13 protein-coding genes and 1 tRNA gene are annotated in these 16,539 nt (G+C 64.5%); 9 read left to right on the top strand and 5 right to left on the bottom strand.

All coding sequences use genetic code 11. The annotated features are described in order from the left end of the window. Positions 1-82: 82 nt before the first annotated feature. Positions 83-757 (bottom strand): LON peptidase substrate-binding domain-containing protein, encoded by a 675-nt coding sequence (locus BJ122_RS11335; RefSeq protein ID WP_110781130.1) that lies wholly within the window; start codon positions 755-757, stop codon positions 83-85. 17 nt (positions 758-774) lie between these two features. Further along, positions 775-1,698 carry a thioredoxin gene (gene trxA / locus BJ122_RS11330; RefSeq protein WP_110781129.1) on the bottom strand — a complete coding sequence of 308 codons (924 nt, stop codon included), beginning with the start codon at positions 1,696-1,698 and terminating at the stop codon, positions 775-777. Between the two features lie 328 nt (positions 1,699-2,026). Between trxA and BJ122_RS11325 the strand changes: the two genes are divergently transcribed. Next, positions 2,027-2,101, top strand: a tRNA-Gly gene (locus BJ122_RS11325). Between the two features lie 113 nt (positions 2,102-2,214). Here the strand turns inward: BJ122_RS11325 and BJ122_RS19020 are convergent. Continuing rightward, a complete protein-coding gene (locus BJ122_RS19020) occupies positions 2,215-2,562 on the bottom strand; it encodes a hypothetical protein (RefSeq protein WP_146227182.1) in 348 nt (115 codons plus the stop codon). 614 nt (positions 2,563-3,176) lie between these two features. Further along, a complete protein-coding gene (locus tag BJ122_RS11320) occupies positions 3,177-3,950 on the bottom strand; it encodes a HAMP domain-containing protein (RefSeq protein ID WP_103011879.1) in 774 nt (257 codons plus the stop codon). Between the two features lie 724 nt (positions 3,951-4,674). Here BJ122_RS11320 and BJ122_RS11315 point away from each other — a divergent pair. Next, a complete protein-coding gene (locus tag BJ122_RS11315; RefSeq protein WP_245407701.1) occupies positions 4,675-5,457 on the top strand; it encodes a cobalamin B12-binding domain-containing protein in 783 nt (260 codons plus the stop codon). Between the two features lie 313 nt (positions 5,458-5,770). Beyond that, positions 5,771-6,862, top strand: coding sequence for a phytanoyl-CoA dioxygenase family protein (locus BJ122_RS11310; RefSeq protein ID WP_110781127.1), 1,092 nt, complete (start codon positions 5,771-5,773; stop codon positions 6,860-6,862). Positions 6,863-7,056: 194 nt separating this feature from the next. Here BJ122_RS11310 and BJ122_RS11305 read toward each other — a convergent pair whose 3' ends face one another. Continuing rightward, positions 7,057-8,310, bottom strand: coding sequence for an Hsp70 family protein (locus tag BJ122_RS11305; protein ID WP_110781160.1), 1,254 nt, complete (start codon positions 8,308-8,310; stop codon positions 7,057-7,059). 241 nt (positions 8,311-8,551) lie between these two features. On the opposite strand from BJ122_RS11305, the gene BJ122_RS11300 reads away from it, so the two are divergent. The 6 genes from BJ122_RS11300 to BJ122_RS11275 all read left to right on the top strand — a co-directional run bounded on the left by BJ122_RS11300 (position 8,552) and on the right by BJ122_RS11275 (position 16,537). After that, positions 8,552-10,888: a Tex family protein gene (locus BJ122_RS11300; protein ID WP_110781126.1), complete on the top strand. Its 2,337-nt coding sequence runs from the start codon at positions 8,552-8,554 to the stop codon at positions 10,886-10,888. Positions 10,889-10,978: 90 nt separating this feature from the next. Then, positions 10,979-11,614 (top strand): HAD-IA family hydrolase, encoded by a 636-nt coding sequence (locus tag BJ122_RS11295; RefSeq protein ID WP_110781159.1) that lies wholly within the window; start codon positions 10,979-10,981, stop codon positions 11,612-11,614. 305 nt (positions 11,615-11,919) lie between these two features. Beyond that, entirely contained in the window at positions 11,920-12,897 is a 978-nt protein-coding gene (locus BJ122_RS11290) for an alpha/beta fold hydrolase (RefSeq protein WP_110781125.1), read from the top strand. 88 nt (positions 12,898-12,985) lie between these two features. Then, entirely contained in the window at positions 12,986-14,077 is a 1,092-nt protein-coding gene (locus tag BJ122_RS11285) for a hypothetical protein (RefSeq protein ID WP_110781124.1), read from the top strand. After that, positions 14,077-15,183: an AAA family ATPase gene (locus BJ122_RS11280; RefSeq protein ID WP_110781123.1), complete on the top strand. Its 1,107-nt coding sequence runs from the start codon at positions 14,077-14,079 to the stop codon at positions 15,181-15,183. Before BJ122_RS11285 ends, BJ122_RS11280 begins: the two co-directional genes overlap by 1 nt. Beyond that, positions 15,176-16,537, top strand: a complete 1,362-nt coding sequence (locus BJ122_RS11275; protein WP_110781122.1) for a vWA domain-containing protein — start codon at positions 15,176-15,178, stop codon at positions 16,535-16,537. Before BJ122_RS11280 ends, BJ122_RS11275 begins: the two co-directional genes overlap by 8 nt. The last annotated feature ends 2 nt before the right edge of the window (positions 16,538-16,539 follow it).

Raw genomic sequence — 16,539 nt, 5'->3', positions numbered from 1 at the left:
TTTTGGGCGCCGCTGCTATAGCACGGGCGCGCCGCCCGCCGCGGGGCGCTGCGTCAAATTCGTCATGGTCATTGCTGCGGTGTCATTGCAGCGGTGGATCGCCGCTGGTGCGCTTCTTGGCCAGCTCCATCTCGGTGACCGCCACCAGGATTTCGGCGCGGGTTTTGAGGTCCGGGGCTTCCAGCAGCGCCTGCTTCTCGGCCGAGCCGTAGGGCGACATCATCGCCAAAGCATTGACCAGCGCTTCGTTGGGCGCGTTCTCGATGCCGTCCCAATCGACCTTGAGGTGATTGGCCTTGAGGAACCCGCGCAGCGCTTCGAGCAGCGCGTCGCGGTCGACGTCGTCCTCGCCCTTGCGAGCCTCGAAATCGTCGACAAAGGCAAAAAAATCGACCCGGCACTGCCGATAGGGGGTCTTCACGGTCAGTTCCTCGACCACCTTGAAGCGCGAAACCCCTGTCAGTTCCAACAGATAGCGGCCATCGCCGGTTTCGGCGAACTGCGTGATGCGGCCGACGCAGCCGACTTCGAACAGCTTCGGCTTGCTGTCGCCGCCGGAATGGCTGGCGTCCGGCTGGATCATGCCGATCAAGCGATGGCCGTCGCGCAGCGCGTCGTCGATCATCGCCAGATAGCGCGGCTCGAAAATGTTGAGCGGCATCTGGCCGCGCGGCAACAGCAGCGCGCCCGGCAGCGGGAACACCGGGATCACCTCGGGCAAATCGCCGGGTCCGCGATAGTCGGCATTGATCGGCATGGCGGCCCGGCCCTTTGCTAGGAGAACAGGATGGTCGACAGCCGCTTGCGGCCCTCGATGGTGGCTTGGTCGGTGGCGCCCCAGGCTTCAAACAGCTGGACGAGCTGCTTGCGGGCGCCGTCTTCGTTCCATTTGCGGTCGCGCTTGACGATTTCCAGCAGCTGGGTGGTGGCGTCTTCCCGCTTGCCGGCGGCATTGAGCGCCAGCGCCAGGTCAAAACGCGCCTGAAAATCACGCGGATCGGCGGCGACCTTCTGCTCCAGCTCCGCCAGCGGGCCGAGCGAGCTGGCCTGTTCGGCAAGCTCGATCGCGGCTTGCACCGCTTTCACCGCGCCGTCTTCGCGCTTGGCTTCCGGCACCATCTCCAGGGTCTGCTTGGCCTGCTCAATCGCGCCGCCTTCGAGATAGCAGCGCGCCAGCCCGGCGATCGCTGGAATATTGGCGGCGTCGGCGGTCAGCACCTCGGCATAGATCGATGCGGCGGTCGCGGTATCGCCGGCGGCGAGCGCCGCCTCGGCTTCGTCGATCAGCTCGGCGACCTGGGGCGAGCCATTGCCGGGCAGATTGGCGGTCAGCCGGTCGATGAAGGCTTTGACCTCGCTCTCCGGCACCGCGCCCATAAAGGCGTCGACCGGACGGCCACCCACAAACGCCACCACGGCGGGAATCGATTGAATGCCCATCTGTTGCGGGATCGAGGGGTGCTCGTCGGTGTTCATCTTAACGAGCTTGACCCGGCCACCGGCGGCGCGAACCACCCGCTCGATGATCGGGGTCAGCTGCTTGCAGGGACCACACCACGGCGCCCAGAAATCGACCAGCACCGGCTGCCGCTTGGACTCTTCCAGCACGTCTTTGACGAAAGCCGGGGTGCTGGTGTCCTTGATCAAATCGGCCGTCGCCTGCGGCCCTGCCGCGTTGCCCTCGTCTAGGATCGTCACGTCGTCCTCGCCCTATTGCAATGATGGAACCCCTTTAACACGGCTCGGCGGCCGGCGCATGGGGGTCCGAGAATGGTGGCCGCGCCAAAATCCCCTCGTCATTTCCGCGCATTAGCATTGCGAAGCCGGATGTGCGGGAAGATCGGGCGCGTTTCAACGGATAGGTGGCGCTTGCGCGGCCGGTTTTCAATCGCGATCCGGCCGGGTTGTTGGCCCACCATCAACATGACGAAGATATTCTTCAGATGCGGTGTTGCATTCGGCGGCGGGTTTTGGCATAGGTCTGTTCGTCGCTGGCGGCCAAGCCGCCGCCTAGCGCTTCTCGGATGCGGGTGTAGCTCAGGGGTAGAGCACAACCTTGCCAAGGTTGGGGTCGAGGGTTCGAATCCCTTCGCCCGCTCCAGAATTTCTAACGACATTGTTGGTTCAACGATCGCCGGTTGGCGCCGCTTGCTGCGGCCCTGCGCGGCGTTTCGCGTTGTGCTGGTGCTGATCGCTGAGGCTGGCGATCATCGATCACCCCCTCTCCTCGCTGTTTTCTCTTCGGGCTGAATCACGTCGTGCATCAATTTGATGCCGCACACCTTGTTGTTCGGGCGGCGTGGCTACGACGGCCTTTTGCCGATGCGCGATGCTGAACCGGGATTTGTCGAAGCAATCGCTGAACTCGCAATCTGATGCGCGGCTGAGACCGAGCTTGTCATCGCTGGTGGTCCGGCAGCCCGAGGGCTGCGGTGCTCTGACAGGCTCGGCGGTCTGCAAACGCGCAGAAATTTGAGGGCCGCCGATTCGCCCCGCGTCCTGCGCCGCGAGCCGCACAAACGCACGCCTCTGATTTATTACCGACATCTCACGCCAGGGCATGGACTTGGCCTCCAACCGCCAAATCCAGCCACTATGCCGCTAGGATGTGTCGGCTATGTCCCCGAACACCCGTCGGTCATGTCTCCGGGCTGAACAACGTGCCCGGCCATGACGCGCGGATCAGGCGGCGCCGACGACGGCGGGTGCCACTGGCGCCGGGCGGGCGGACAGCGCCATCGGGCTAGCCGCGGCGCTCTGAGACGGTGGCGACCGAGGCGGCGCGATCAAAAAATAGCCTGGCGCGGCTGCCCCTCTCGGCTTGGCAGCGACCGTGCGCGGCTTGATCTGATCGCTATAGGCCTCGCTCGCGAGCGTAGACCGGCCATGACCCGGTGACCGGGAGAAGTGTGCGGCGAAAAGGATGGCTGCGCGAGAGCGGGCGGTGGCCGGAGCGGCGGGCGCGGTAACCGCTTGATCGAGCCGGGCCCGCGTCGATCGAGCAAAGCCGCGGTCTGCGGCGGCGGGTGTGCGCCCTGCGGCCCAAATGGACCGGACAATAAAAAAGCCCGCGAAGATCGCGGGCTTTTGTTGCTGTGGCTTAAGCCGAAATCTGAGCTTTGTGTCCCGGGCGCGCTTTCCGCTGCAGTCGGTCAGCGCGCCGTGCGACACCGACCTCAGGCGCGCTTCGGAATGCCGAGGCCGTTGTGAATCCAGTTCGACCAGGACTTCTGCATATACTGTCCGACCATATTGCCGTCCGCCGAGATCAGTTCACGGGCGTTGCGGGCTGCTGACTTCAAGCCTTCCCAGAAGTCTTTCAGGCTGTTCATCAGGGTCGGCGCGGCAGCGGTGAAGCGCTGGGTCTTGATGCGAGCCAGTTCAACCAGCGATTCCTGGATCTTGGCCATCGAGCGAGCGATGCGGCCGATTTCGTCGGTGCGGTTCAGGGCATGCAGGCGAACCTGGGTGTTGCCACGAGCCAGTTCGTCGATGTCCTTCTCAAGCTGGCCGAGCGGCTCGAGCAGACCGCGGGAGATCCGGGTACCCACAAAACCAACCACCGCAAACACGGCCAGACCGGCGAGCACCAGCAGGGTCTTGGCATTCGGGCCAGCCGGGGTGTTCGACACCACAACCGAGTCCGAGGTCTGGATCGCCATGCTGCCGTCAAACGACGCCGGCATCACCGCGGGTCCAGCATCCTTGCTCATCACGAGCATGCCGACGACCCTTCCATCGGAATTGGTCACCGGCGACAAAACGGCTCCACCCTGATCGACGAGCCGGCCGAGCGAGGCAACGCTCGCGTTGTTAGCATTCTGAGCGCTGACCTTCTGCAGCGCCATCTGTCCAGCGCCCCCGATCGCGACGGTGACGAACAGGGTGATACCCAAAACCAGGATCGAGATCTTCTGGGCAAGGTTGCGATTCGAGAGATCGAAATTCATCGTCTTTCTCCAACTTTCTTTGATTTGGCGGGCAGCTTGCCCCTCTAAGGTGACAGGCGTGACTGACGCATAGCCCTCATGGTTAATAGAAAGGTTAATTCCAGCGCTAATTTTTCGTTAATCGCACCGGATACGCATCACGCCACGTGGCGAACTCGACGCATGTGAGCAAGCAGAACTCGTCACCGAATCACCCCCTGGTCGAACTACGAACTAAGTTCTTCTTAAACCTAGCTTATTCGTCCCCGGGGAATTGGTCCGCCGATTCAATCTTGCGCTGATTCGCACAACAGTAAATATACGTTACGAATTAACCTCTCATTTGATCCAAAACAAAGACAAAAGAAGCGCTTACGCCGGCCTCACCGGTAGCAGGGCACGCATCCGCCAGGCGAGCGCATCGCGGCGGCCGCCAAGGCTGTCAAACGGACCGCGGTAACATACTAGTTACCAAGCCGCCGAGCGCTGGCGGCAGGTCCGGCGGCGCGCCCATTCGCGGCGCCGAGGCTGGCCGGAATCGGATACCGCCGCCCGATGACGTTTGATCCAGAGCAAAGACACCTCCCTTGTTCGCGGCTTCCCTGACTGCCGCTACTGGACCCATTTCGAGCGGCCTGCGAGAGGCCGAGACGGACGTTCCGGCTGATCACCTTCGGCGGCTGCGGGTCGGCATTTTCCGGCAACCAGCATTTGTGCGCGAAGGCAAACTGAGCGTGTGCGAACCGTGAGCATCGAAAACATCGTTCCAAGCATTTTGCCGCAACTGTTTGCGAAGCCGGTTGCCGCCAGCCCGAGCCTGCCGCGCGAGAGCGATGCGCGCGCCATCGAACTGGCACGCCGCCTGATGACGCTCGACCAGGACGGCGCGGCCGAGCTGATCCAGCAGCGCCTCGCCCGCGAAAAATCGCCGCCCGCGCTGTTCACCGGGTTGTTCGAGCCGACCGCCCGGGCGCTTGGCGATCTGTGGAGCGATGACGAGTGCAGCGAACTCGAGGTCACCGTCGGGCTGTGCCATCTGCAGAGCGCGATGCGCCGCATCAGTTTTGACCGGCTGGCGCCCGCCATGACCAACGCCGCGCAGCGCAACGTGCTGGTGGTGCCGGAGCCCGGCGAGCCGCATCTGTTCTGTGCCGCGCTCAATGCCGAGCTGCTGCGTCAGGCCGGCTGGAATACCCATAGCGAGTTTCCGGAGACCGATCGCGATTTGAAGGATCTGGTCGCCGATCTGTGGTTCGACGCGGTTGATCTGTCGCTGAGCCCGGCGCTGCGCCGCGCGCATTGGCTGCCGCGCGTCACCGAAACAGTGCGCATGATCCGCCGCGCGTCGCGCAATCCCGCCATTACTGTGGTGGTCAGTGGCCGGATGTTCGCCGAACGGCCGGACATCGCCGAGCAGATCGGCGCCGATGCCGGCTGCGAGTCCGCGCTGCAGATCGACGCTTTGATTCAGCGGCTGCTGCTGGCGCGTTATACGCCGCGTCGCCCGGCGAATTACGCCTGGAGCTGATCTCTTCTTAAACGCGCCGCTGCGATCCGCCGTACTGTTATGATGTGGCTCATCCTGCGCGTTTCAGCGTTCAACGGTAACACTGTGGCCGGTGACACGGTCATCAACAACCTGCTGTTGCCCGATTGATACACGTCAATGCGACGAATCACTTAAAGACCTCGCATCGCGCCAACCGTGGCGCCGATCTTGCGGCAGCCGAGGTCTTTCAACTGCTGATGGCGCCGCGCCATGAGCGACGTGACATAGCCCCACCATATTGATGTGTGCGTTTATGGCACCCGCTTGAAGCACAGAATTAAAGGGGCGACGAATGCGATCCGACGGTAAATCCTATCAGAACGACGCGCTGCCGGCGATCGACTACGACAAGCATCCGGCCTATGGCCGCGTGCTGCCGATGGCGATGCTCGGCGCGCGACTGAAGGCGATGGTGTATTTCGGCTATGGCCTGACGCAGGCTTCGTCGCGTCGCGTGGTGGACATTGAACATCTGCCGCAACCGGGTGAAGGCGATCAGAAGATCAGCGCGGTGGCGCGGCTGCTGCCGACCTATCTGCGGCTGATCCTGTTGCAGCGTCTCAGCCGTCTGGTCGCCGGCAACTCGTTCAAGCCGAAGACCGCGCGCGGCACCGAACTGCTCGAGCCGTTGCAGCGCGATGGCGTGGCGCCGTTCCGCATCACCGCCGACAAGATTGCCGAACTGCGCAATCTGCTCGCGCCGCAGATCAAGACGCTGGAACAGCAGCTCTCGGCCAAGCCGGCCGCCAATCCCTATGCCGATGAGACCCGCCTGGTGCTCGATCCGGCCAGCGCGGCTGACATCTATCAGGCGCTCAATCAGCTCGCCGGCGATAGCGGCGTGCTGGAAGCGGCCAGCGCTTATCTGAAGCGTCCGGTCGGCGTCGGTCAGGTCGCGCTGCAGATCAACGATCAGACCTCGGGTCCGAGCGAATTCGCCGATGTCGGCGTCGAAGCCTCGCCGTGCAATCACTTCCACGTCGATACCAGCTTCAACATTCTGCGCGCGGTGATCTATCTCAGCGACACCAGCGCTTCCAACGGCCCGCTCACTTATGTGGTCGGCAGCCAGCGTGCCGCCAAGGGCGTGTGGGATGGTCTGGTGCGCAGCGCCAATGATTACTCCGGCCTGTCGGCGACCTGGCCGAGCGCGCGCGAATTGTTCTTCGCGCTGCCGGAAGGTCTGCGTCGCAAGGCGACCTTCGGTGTCGACCTCGCCGCTGAAACGGATCAGGCCAATGCCGTGATCAACAATCAGTGGGCGGTGACCAGCGATATCGGCAATGCCGCGCTCTATGATCCGGCCGGCATCCATCGTGACGGCGTCGTCAGCCAGGGCCGGCGCATCGCCGTCACCCTCAAGCTCACCGAGCTGGCGCGCTAACTGATACTAATCAACTTGTGCGCGATGGCCGGGCTCGTCCCGGCCATTGCCGTTTCTGATCCGGCGTTTTCAAGACGTCGATGCCCGCGACAAGCGCGGGCATGACGGGTCTTGGTCCGATTGAAACGGCAAAACCCCGGCGGCACGAATGATGATCGGGCCGCCGGGGTTTGTTATTTGCGGCGAAGCCGAATTCAGGCTGGGCCGTAGCGACGCGCCGCTTCCAGCGCCAAGCCCTTGCCGACCGCGCCAAAGATGTCGCCCTCGACAACGCGCGCATTGGGCAGCGCCTGCGTGATCGCCTTGCGCAGATGGGTAAGCCGGATCGAGCCGCCGGTCAGCATCACCGCATCGATCGCTTCGGCCTGCAATTGCGCATGGCGCAGACACAGCTTGATCCGTCCGGCGACGCGATCAGCCAGCAGCCTTGTGTGTTTGGCAAGCTCAGCGCCGCTGACCTTGACCGCCAGATCAGGCTCGATCCATGACATCGGCACCGCTGAGCGCGGCTTCTCGGTCAGCGCGATCTTGGCGGCTTCGACATCCATCGCCAGGGTATGACCGCGCTGCTCATCGATCACCCGGATCAGCCGGTCGAGTAGTTCGGGATGCGCGGCCTCGCGCCGCACCTGGCGCAATTCGCCAAGCACCTTGGCGTCATACAGCCGGTTGATTTCCGACCAGGTGGCGAGCTCGTGATAATAACGCGACGGCACGTCGAGCCCGGCGCGCAGCATCGGGCTGCGATAGCCGAGCAGCGGCATCACCGCGCACAGGCTGAGCTGGCGATCGAAATCAGTGCCGCCGATCCGGATGCCGTCATTGGCGAGAATATCGTCCTCGCGGTCGGCGCGGTTCTGCCGGCCGGCGCCCAGCCGCACGATCGAAAAGTCCGAAGTGCCGCCGCCGATATCGGCGATCAGTGCGATCTGTTCGCTGGTCACGTCGCGTTCGTAATCGAGCGCCGCGGCGATCGGCTCGAACTGAAAGGTCACGTCGGTGAAGCCGAGTTCGCTGGCGATCTCGCGCAGCGTGGTTTCGGCGCGGCGATTGGCTTCCGGCGAGCCATCGACAAAATGCACGGGGCGGCCATGGACCAGCTTGGTGAATTCGCGGCCGGTGGCCGCTTCGGCGCGGCGCTTGATGGCGCTGAGATAAGCGGCGATCACATCGCGAAAGCCGCGGCGCTCGCGGCCGACCCTTGTGGTCTCGTCGATCAAGGCGGTGCCGAGCACCGACTTCAGGCTGCGCATCAGCCGGCCGGGTACGCCCTCGACATAGGCTTGCATGGCGTTGCGACCGATAACGACATGGCCATCCGCGCCGAAAAAGATCGCGCTCGGAATGGTGCGATGCTCGCCTTCCAGCGTGACCAGCACGGGTGTTCCACCCTCGCCCGTGCCGAGCGTGGTGTTGGATGTTCCAAAATCAAGTCCGCAAGCTGTCATCATCGCCCCAAGAAAAAAGAGCGCCGGTTTAGCACTTCATCCGCGATGATCCAGCGTTATCGTGCCCACCCGTGCGCATGGCGTGTGTCGGGACGGTGACCCACCAGATGTTGCGGTGTGCACCGGGTCGTCCACAGTGCGGCTTGTGGTGCCGCGTTGGGCTTGATGCCATTGGCGCCCTCGGTCCATAAGCGTCTCCCCCTATTCGCAGCCAACGGCAACCAGTCGAGGAAAGGCATCCATGGCCAACATCAATCAACGGATTGCTGAGGAACTCGGCGTACGCGAGCAGCAGGTCGCGGCGGCGGTCGAGCTGCTGGACGGCGGCGCCACCGTGCCGTTCGTGGCGCGCTATCGTAAGGAAGCGACCGGAGCGCTCGACGACGCGCAGCTGCGCACGCTGCAGGAGCGGCTGACCTATCTGCGCGAATTGGAAGACCGCCGCGCCGCGGTGCTGAATTCGATCCGCGAGCAAGGCAAGCTCGACGATGCGCTCGAAGCCGCCATTCTCGCCGCCGACAGCAAGGGCCGGCTCGAAGACATCTATCTGCCCTATAAGCCGAAGCGCCGCACCAAGGCCGAGATCGCGCGCGAAGCCGGCCTTGAGCCGCTCGCCAATCTGTTGCTCGGCGATCCGCAGCAGGACCCGCAGGCGGCAGCCGCGTCCTACATCAATCCCGACAAGCAGGTCGCCGATGCTGCGGCCGCGCTCGACGGCGCCCGCGCCATTCTGGTGGAGCGCTTCGCCGAAGACGCCGACCTGATCGGCGCGCTGCGTGAGCGCATGTGGTCGAGCGGCGTGATGACCGCGAAACTACGCGACGGCAAGAAGGACCAGGGCGCGAAGTTTGCTGATTACTTCGATTTCAGCGAACCGCTCACCAAGCTGCCGTCGCATCGCATCCTGGCGATGTTCCGCGGCGAAAAGGAAGAAATACTCGATCTGCAGATCCAGCCCGAGCCGGTGGTGCCCGGCGTCGTGCCGGCGCCGCTCGGCTCATTCGAATTGCAGATCATGAACCGTTTCTCGGTTGCTGATCATGGCCGCCCTGCTGATCGCTGGCTGATCGACACCGTGCGCTGGGCATGGCGTACCAAGATCCAGGTGCATCTCAATATCGACCTGCGCATGCGGCTGTGGGCCGCGGCCGAGCAGGAAGCGGTGCAGGTGTTCGCCGCCAATCTGCGCGACCTGCTACTTGCTGCCCCGGCCGGCACCCGCGCCACCATGGGGCTCGATCCCGGCTATCGCACCGGCGTCAAGGTCGCGGTGGTTGATGCCACCGGCAAGGTGGTCGCCACCACGGCGATCTATCCGCACGAGCCGCAGCGCCGCTGGGACGAAGCGCTCGCCATTCTCGGCAAGCTGGCGCGCGAGCACCGCGTCGAACTGATCGCGATCGGCAACGGCACCGCTTCGCGCGAGACCGACAAGCTTGCGACCGAACTCGTCAAGCTGCTACCCGAATTGAAGATGACCAAGATCGTGGTGTCGGAAGCCGGCGCGTCGGTGTACTCGGCCTCGGCGTTCGCGTCGGAAGAATTGCCCGATCTCGACGTCACGCTGCGCGGCGCAGTGTCGATCGCGCGGCGCCTGCAGGACCCGCTCGCCGAGCTGGTGAAGATCGATCCGAAATCGATCGGCGTTGGTCAGTATCAGCACGATCTCAGCGAAGCCAAGCTGTCGCGCTCGCTCGATGCGGTGGTGGAAGACTGCGTGAACGCGGTCGGCGTCGATGCCAACACCGCGTCCGCGCCGCTGCTGGCGCGGGTGTCGGGCATCGGTCCAGGGCTGGCGCAGAGCATCGTGCAGCATCGCGATGCCAATGGTCCGTTTGAAACCCGCGCCGAACTGAAGAAGGTGCCGCGGCTTGGCCCGAAGGCGTTCGAGCAGTGCGCCGGCTTTTTGCGCATTCCCAATGGCAAGGACCCGCTCGATGCCTCGGGCGTGCATCCGGAAGCCTATCCGGTGGTGCGGCGGATTCTGGAAGCGACCAAGAGCGACATCAAGGCGCTGATCGGCAATGGCGAGGCGCTGCGCCAGGTCAAGCCGAAGGATTTTGTCGATGACCATTTCGGTCTGCCGACCGTCACCGACATTTTGCGCGAATTGGAAAAGCCGGGCCGCGACCCGCGTCCGGCGTTCAAGGCCGCGGTGTTCAAGGAAGGCGTCGAGACCCTGAACGACCTCAAGGTCGGCATGGTGCTGGAAGGCACGGTCACCAACGTCGCCGCGTTCGGTGCGTTCGTCGATATCGGCGTGCATCAGGACGGTCTGGTGCACATCTCGGCGATGTCGCGCAGCTTCATCAAGGACCCGCGCGAGGTGGTGAAGCCGGGCGACATCGTCAAGGTCAAGGTGCTGGAGGTCGACGTGCCGCGCAAGCGCATCGGCCTGACGCTGCGGCTCGATGACGAAGTCGGCAAGAGCGAGCGCAAGCCTGATCGCAGCGCGCAGGCGCCGCGCGGCCCGATGCGCTCGGCGGCGCCGAAAAGCCAATCCAAGCCGAGCAGCAACGCCTTTGCGGAAGCGTTCGCCCGCGCCGCGGAAAAAGGCCCCGGCAAGCCGGCGCGCTGATCCCGTCGCGGCGCTGGCCGCGCGCCGGTCGTCATGTTAGCGCTGGTCGACAACGACCAGTGCCGTGACGGCCTGCGATATGGGGAAGCGATGCTCGAGGCGGTGATCTTCGATTTCGGCGGCGTGCTGACCAGCTCGCCGTTCGAGGCGTTCGCGCGGTTCGAGGCCGAGCGCGGCCTGCCCGCCGACATCATCCGCCGCACCAACGCCGCCAATCATCTCGACAATGCCTGGGCGAAGTTCGAGCGCGCCGAGATCGATCTCGACACGTTCGACGAATTGTTCGCCAAGGAGTCGGCGGCGCTCGGCGCCGCGGTGCGCGGCCGCGACGTGCTGCCGCTGATCGCCGGTGATCTGCGGCCCGAGATGGTGGAAGCGCTGAAGCGGGTCGCGCAGGTGTTCAAGACCGGCTGCATCACCAACAATCTGCCGTCCAACGCCACCGGTAGCATCGCCGGGCGCACCTTCTACGTCGCCGAGGTGATGGCGCTGTTCGATCATGTGATCGAGTCCGCCAAGATCGGGCTGCGCAAACCGGACCCGCGCATCTACCAGTTGATGGTGGAAGCGCTCGGCGTTGACCCTGCGGCTTGCGTCTATCTCGACGACATCGGCGTCAACCTCAAGCCGGCGCGCGCCATGGGCATGACCACCATCAAGGTGACCGGTGCCGCCCAGGCGATCACCGAGCTGGAAGCCGCAACCGGTCTTGCGCTGCGCGGCTAAAGTCCGCGGTAATTTGCTACGATCTCATTCGTCATGAACGGGTGACGTGCCGGCCATCCACGTCTTCGATTTAGCTCAGTCTTCAACACGAGCGGCCATCAACGAGCTGATGTCCATTGCCGTTGACGGCTCGATGCGGTGATTGTCGTGCCGTGCTGACACTGTGCGACCATTGCGCGCGGCGGCGCGCTACGCCGATACCAAAAGCGCGAATAGCAAAAATTCTTCTCACACTCATCGGGAACCGTTAGCCGGCTGCATGATTGCTTTGGGAAGCAATTAGTTTCGGCTGGAGAGGTGAGACGATGGTGACTGCAAGTGCGAAAACTCTGGGCCATGCCGGGTCGCGCAGTGAGCGTTCCCGCGCCGTGCTGGCCAATCCGGTCGGTGGCCAACGCACCGACATCATCAGCGTGGCGGGCCGGATCGCGATCTATGCCGCGGGCCCTGAGCAGAGTGGCCCGCCGCTGCTGTTGGTTCATAGCGTCAATGCCGCGGCCTCGGCGTTCGAGGTCAAGCCGCTCTATGATCACTATGCGCGCTCGCGCCGGGTCTATGCTGTCGATCTGCCGGGCTTCGGCCAGTCGGAGCGCGGCAGTCAGAACTATACCGCCCGGATGATGACCGACGCGCTGCACGAGGTGATCGAGCGGATTCGCGAATTACACGATGGCGCGCCGGTCGATGTGGTGGCGCTGTCGCTGGCCAGCGAATTTGCGGCACGCGCCGCGAACGAACGGCCGGAGGTATTCCGCACGCTCGGCTTCATCAGCCCGACCGGCTTTGAAGGCAAGCCGCGCGATGCACGCACGCCGGGCACGCTCGGCCGCGGCTGGCTGCTCGATGCCCTGTATTTCCCGCTGTGGGATCGGCAGCTGTTCGGGCTGCTCACCACGCGGCCGGTGATGCGCAAGTTCCTGGAGAAGGCCTGGGGCGCCAAGCAGATCGACGAGCCGTTGCTCGACTACTGCTACCAGACCACCCATCAGCACGGCGCGCGTCATGCGCCCTATCACTTCGTCGCCGGCTATCTGTTCAGCACGGATATACTGCGGCTTTATGAAGGGCTGACGTTGCCGGTGTGGATGGTCCATGGCGTGCGCGGTGACTTCATCGATTATCGCCACAAGAGCCGGGTCGCGTCGCGGCCGAACTGGCAGATCAGCGTGCTCAAGTCCGGCGCGTTCCCGCATTTTGAAATGCTGGAGGTTGTGACTCGTTCCTACGACCAGTTCCAGGCGGGGCTGGCCGCGCCGGAGGTGACGGTGAGCGCGGCGGAATGACGCAAATGTGAGCCAGACACGAACGCGCCGCGCGCCAGGCGGCGTAAACTGCGGACCGCGCTCGAACAACGGAGGGTGTTGATTCGGAATGCCGGACCATCTCGCAGCCTACTTTGCCGGATCGTCACGCGATGCCGCGGTGCACCCGTTGACGCATCATGAAATCCTCAGCCTGATTGCCCCGTTCACCCGCCGTGGCCGTCAGGCTGATCTTGAAGCCAGCAATCGCAGCGAACGGCGGCTGTGTTTCAAGCCGGTCGAGCACAGCACGCTCGGTGTTACATCGGGCAGCGCTCAGGAAGTGCTGACCCTCGAAAATACACGTGGCAAGCAATTTCGCCTGATCAGAACGGTGACGCTCGACCATGGCCTCGCCGCGACGCTGCAGGTCGATGGCGACGACCCCGATGCGCTACTCACCAAGATCGAGAGCATCGCGCCGCAGCGGCAATTCCGATCGATCGAGGGCGTCGATGTCGCGTTCAGCTATCAGCTCACCAATCCGGACAGTCGCGAGCCGCCGATGCTGGAGTTGACCCGCGGCGTCGCGACTGTGGCCGGCATCCAGGTGGTGCTCAAGGCCGATACCGTGAAGGGCTATCCGGTCGCGATCGAACTAACACCCGACGTGGCCGGGCCGGTCGATCTGCCAGACGATCTGCTCGCGGTGATCGGCTGGGGTTGGTCGCCGCTGCGCAAGAGCCGCGGCGGCTGGAACGGGACGCTCAAGGCGCGTGGCCGCGAGCCGCAGCGCAGCCGCGAACTCGAAATGAAGATGGAGAAGGCGGTCGGCCATATGGCGCGCACGCTGGCGCAGCCGCCGTCCCAGTTCCACGAAACGTTGCGGCGCGCGCGTTGGGCGGTGACGTTCCGGCGCGGCATTCCGCTGCTGTTCTTTATCGGGCTGATGGCGCTGGCTGGCGGCCTGACCATGATCGAGATGCCGCAGGATTCGATCTGGAATTTGCTGCTGATGGGGGCGCCGCCGCTGTTGCTGTTCGCGGCATTCAGCATGCGCGACACGCCGCCGCTGGAAATCCCGCCCTTGCCGCGTCGCTTCAAGACCGACGCCTGGCAATTGGGATCGCCGGCGGCGCCGGCGATGGCTGCCGTGCCGGTTGCGACCGGCCGTGACCCGACCTCCCCTGCGTCCACCCCTGTCAGCGAGCGCGATGCCTGATGTCCAGCAATCCGATGAACATCCCTCCGATTTCGATCGCCGCCGTGAAAAGCGCGCTGATCGAACAGTATAGCGACCCGGTGCTGCGCCGCCGCGCCTCGATGCTGTGGGGCACGCGCGGCGTCGGCAAGTCTTCGATCGTGCGTCAGGTCGCCAATCATTTCGAGGTGCCGCTGGTCGATCTGCGGCTGACCACCATTGAGCCGGTCGATATTCGCGGCGCGATCTATGCCGACGAGGCGCTGGCCAAAACCGTCTGGTTCCCGCCGGAATTTCTGCCCTCGCCCGATCAGCCGAACGGCATCCTGTTCCTCGATGAGCTGACCGCGGCCGATCAGCGGCTGCAGATTTCGGCCTATTCGCTGATCCTTGATCGCCGGGTTGGTAACTACCAGCTGCCTGATGGCTGGCAGGTGATCGCGGCCGGCAATGCCTCGTTCCACGGCGCCATCAGTCACGACATGGGCACCGCGCTCGCCGACCGCATGTTCCACTTCAATGTGCAGACCGTGGTCGATGCCTTCCTGAGTTACGCGCTCGCCCATGACTTCGCGCCAGAAGTGATGGCTTACTTGAAAGTGCGGCCCGACAAACTCGACGACACCCAGGCGCAGCTCGCCGCCGAACATCTGATCGGCGCCAGTCCGCGCGGCTGGGAAGACATCTCCAATGTGCTGAAATCCGGCCTGTCCGACAGCGCCAAGCGGGTGTTCGTGCAAGGCCGGATCGGCGCCGCCAATGCCGCGGAGTTCTTTGGCGTGCTGCGCGAATTGCAGGCCGGCGCCGACGTGGTGCGGCTCCTCGCGGCGCGGCCGGGGCCGGACACCGCGGCGCTGCTGCCAAAAACGCTCGATGGTCTCTATGGCATGACTTATGGCCTGCTCGCGGCCTGCGTTGATCACACCACGGTGGCGCGCGCGCTCGAGATCATCGAGCAACTGCCTGATATTCGCGGCGCGACGCCGCTGCCGATCAAGGAGACCCAGACGCTGGCGATGGAGCTGTTGATGCAACGCGCGCTGTCGAATGGCCTGGAAGCGGCGATCCTCGACAGCCCGTCCTATCATCGCTACGACGCCGCGCGCCGGGAGCTGGCCAATGCTTGAGCGCCGCGCGCTGTATGAGCACCGCGGCACGCGGGCGATCCAGCGCATGGTGGAATGCGCGCCGTCCACTGGTGGACTGGCGCTGTGGGTCAATCATCACGATCTGCCTGCGGACCGCGAGGCGCCGGCGGTGATGACCGACGGCCATACTCTGTACTACGGCGCGGCCTTCGAGCAGCTATCGCTCGAGCAGCAGGTCGGGCTGGTGGCGCATGAAGTGCTGCACATCGCGCTGCGTCATCCGCAGCGCTATCTCGATCTGCGCCGCCTGATCGGCGACGTCGATCTCAAACTGTTCAACGTCTGCGCCGACGCCATCATCAATTCCACCATCGGTCATTTGAGCTGGCTGGCGCTGCCGCAATCGGCGGTGCAGCTCGATCAGCTGTTGGCGCGCGCGCTCAATCTGCAGCAGGACGTTGAAACCGCGCTGCTGAGCTGGGACGTCGAACGGCTGTACCGGGCGATCGATGATCGTCAGGACAACAACCAGCACGGCAAGCAGGACAGCGGCCGCAGCGGTCAGTCCGGCGAGGCCAGTGCCGATGGCGCACAGGGCGGTGCGGCGCCGCAAGCGGCCGGCGACCAGAGCCAGGCGCCCGCGCGCCAGGATGGGCCGCGCGCCGCGCAGGTGCGCGAGCTTGGCGCGCAAACCCCGGTCGATCTGGTGCCGGACGAGGAAGCCCAAGGCGCTCCCGAGCAGGAGGCCGAGCAGGCGCGCGAATGGAGCGAGCGCATTTTGCGCGGCCATGCCGGCGACGGTGATTTTTCGATGCTGCGCTCGCTGATCGCCGATCTGCCGCGCAGCCGAACGCCCTGGGAGCAGGTGCTGCGCACCCGGCTGGCGCGTGATCTGGCGCGTAAGCCCGATGTGTCCTGGTCGCGGCCGACCCGGTCCTACATCGCCAATCAGGGCCGGATCGGCTCGCATCGGCTGCCCTTCGAGCCGGGCTTTTCGCCGAGCAAGGCGGTGCCACGGCTGGCGGTGATCGTCGATGTCTCCGGCTCGGTCGATGATCGCCTGATGGAGCGCTTTGCCACTGAGATCGAAGCGATCACGCGGCGCCAGGAGGCGGCACTGGTGTTGGTGATCGGCGATGACCGGGTGCGGAAGGTGACGCTGTTCGAGCCCGGCAAGGCCAATTTACGGTCGATCGAATTTTCAGGCGGTGGTGGCACCGACTTCGCGCCGCTGCTGCGCGAGGCTGACAGGCATCGTCCCGATATCGGCGTGGTGCTGACCGACCTTGAAGGCCCGGCCGAGTTTCGGCCGCGCTGGCCGGTGATCTGGGCGGTACCGGAGGCCTACGCGCTCAATGTGCAGCCGTTCGGGCGCAAGCTGACCTTGAGCTGAGA

It is taken from the genome of Rhodopseudomonas faecalis (genome assembly GCF_003217325.1).
In the GTDB taxonomy this organism is placed as follows: domain Bacteria; phylum Pseudomonadota; class Alphaproteobacteria; order Rhizobiales; family Xanthobacteraceae; genus Rhodopseudomonas; species Rhodopseudomonas faecalis.
Note: the sequence above shows the minus strand (reverse complement) of the source record. Positions and strands in the feature narration are given on the sequence as shown.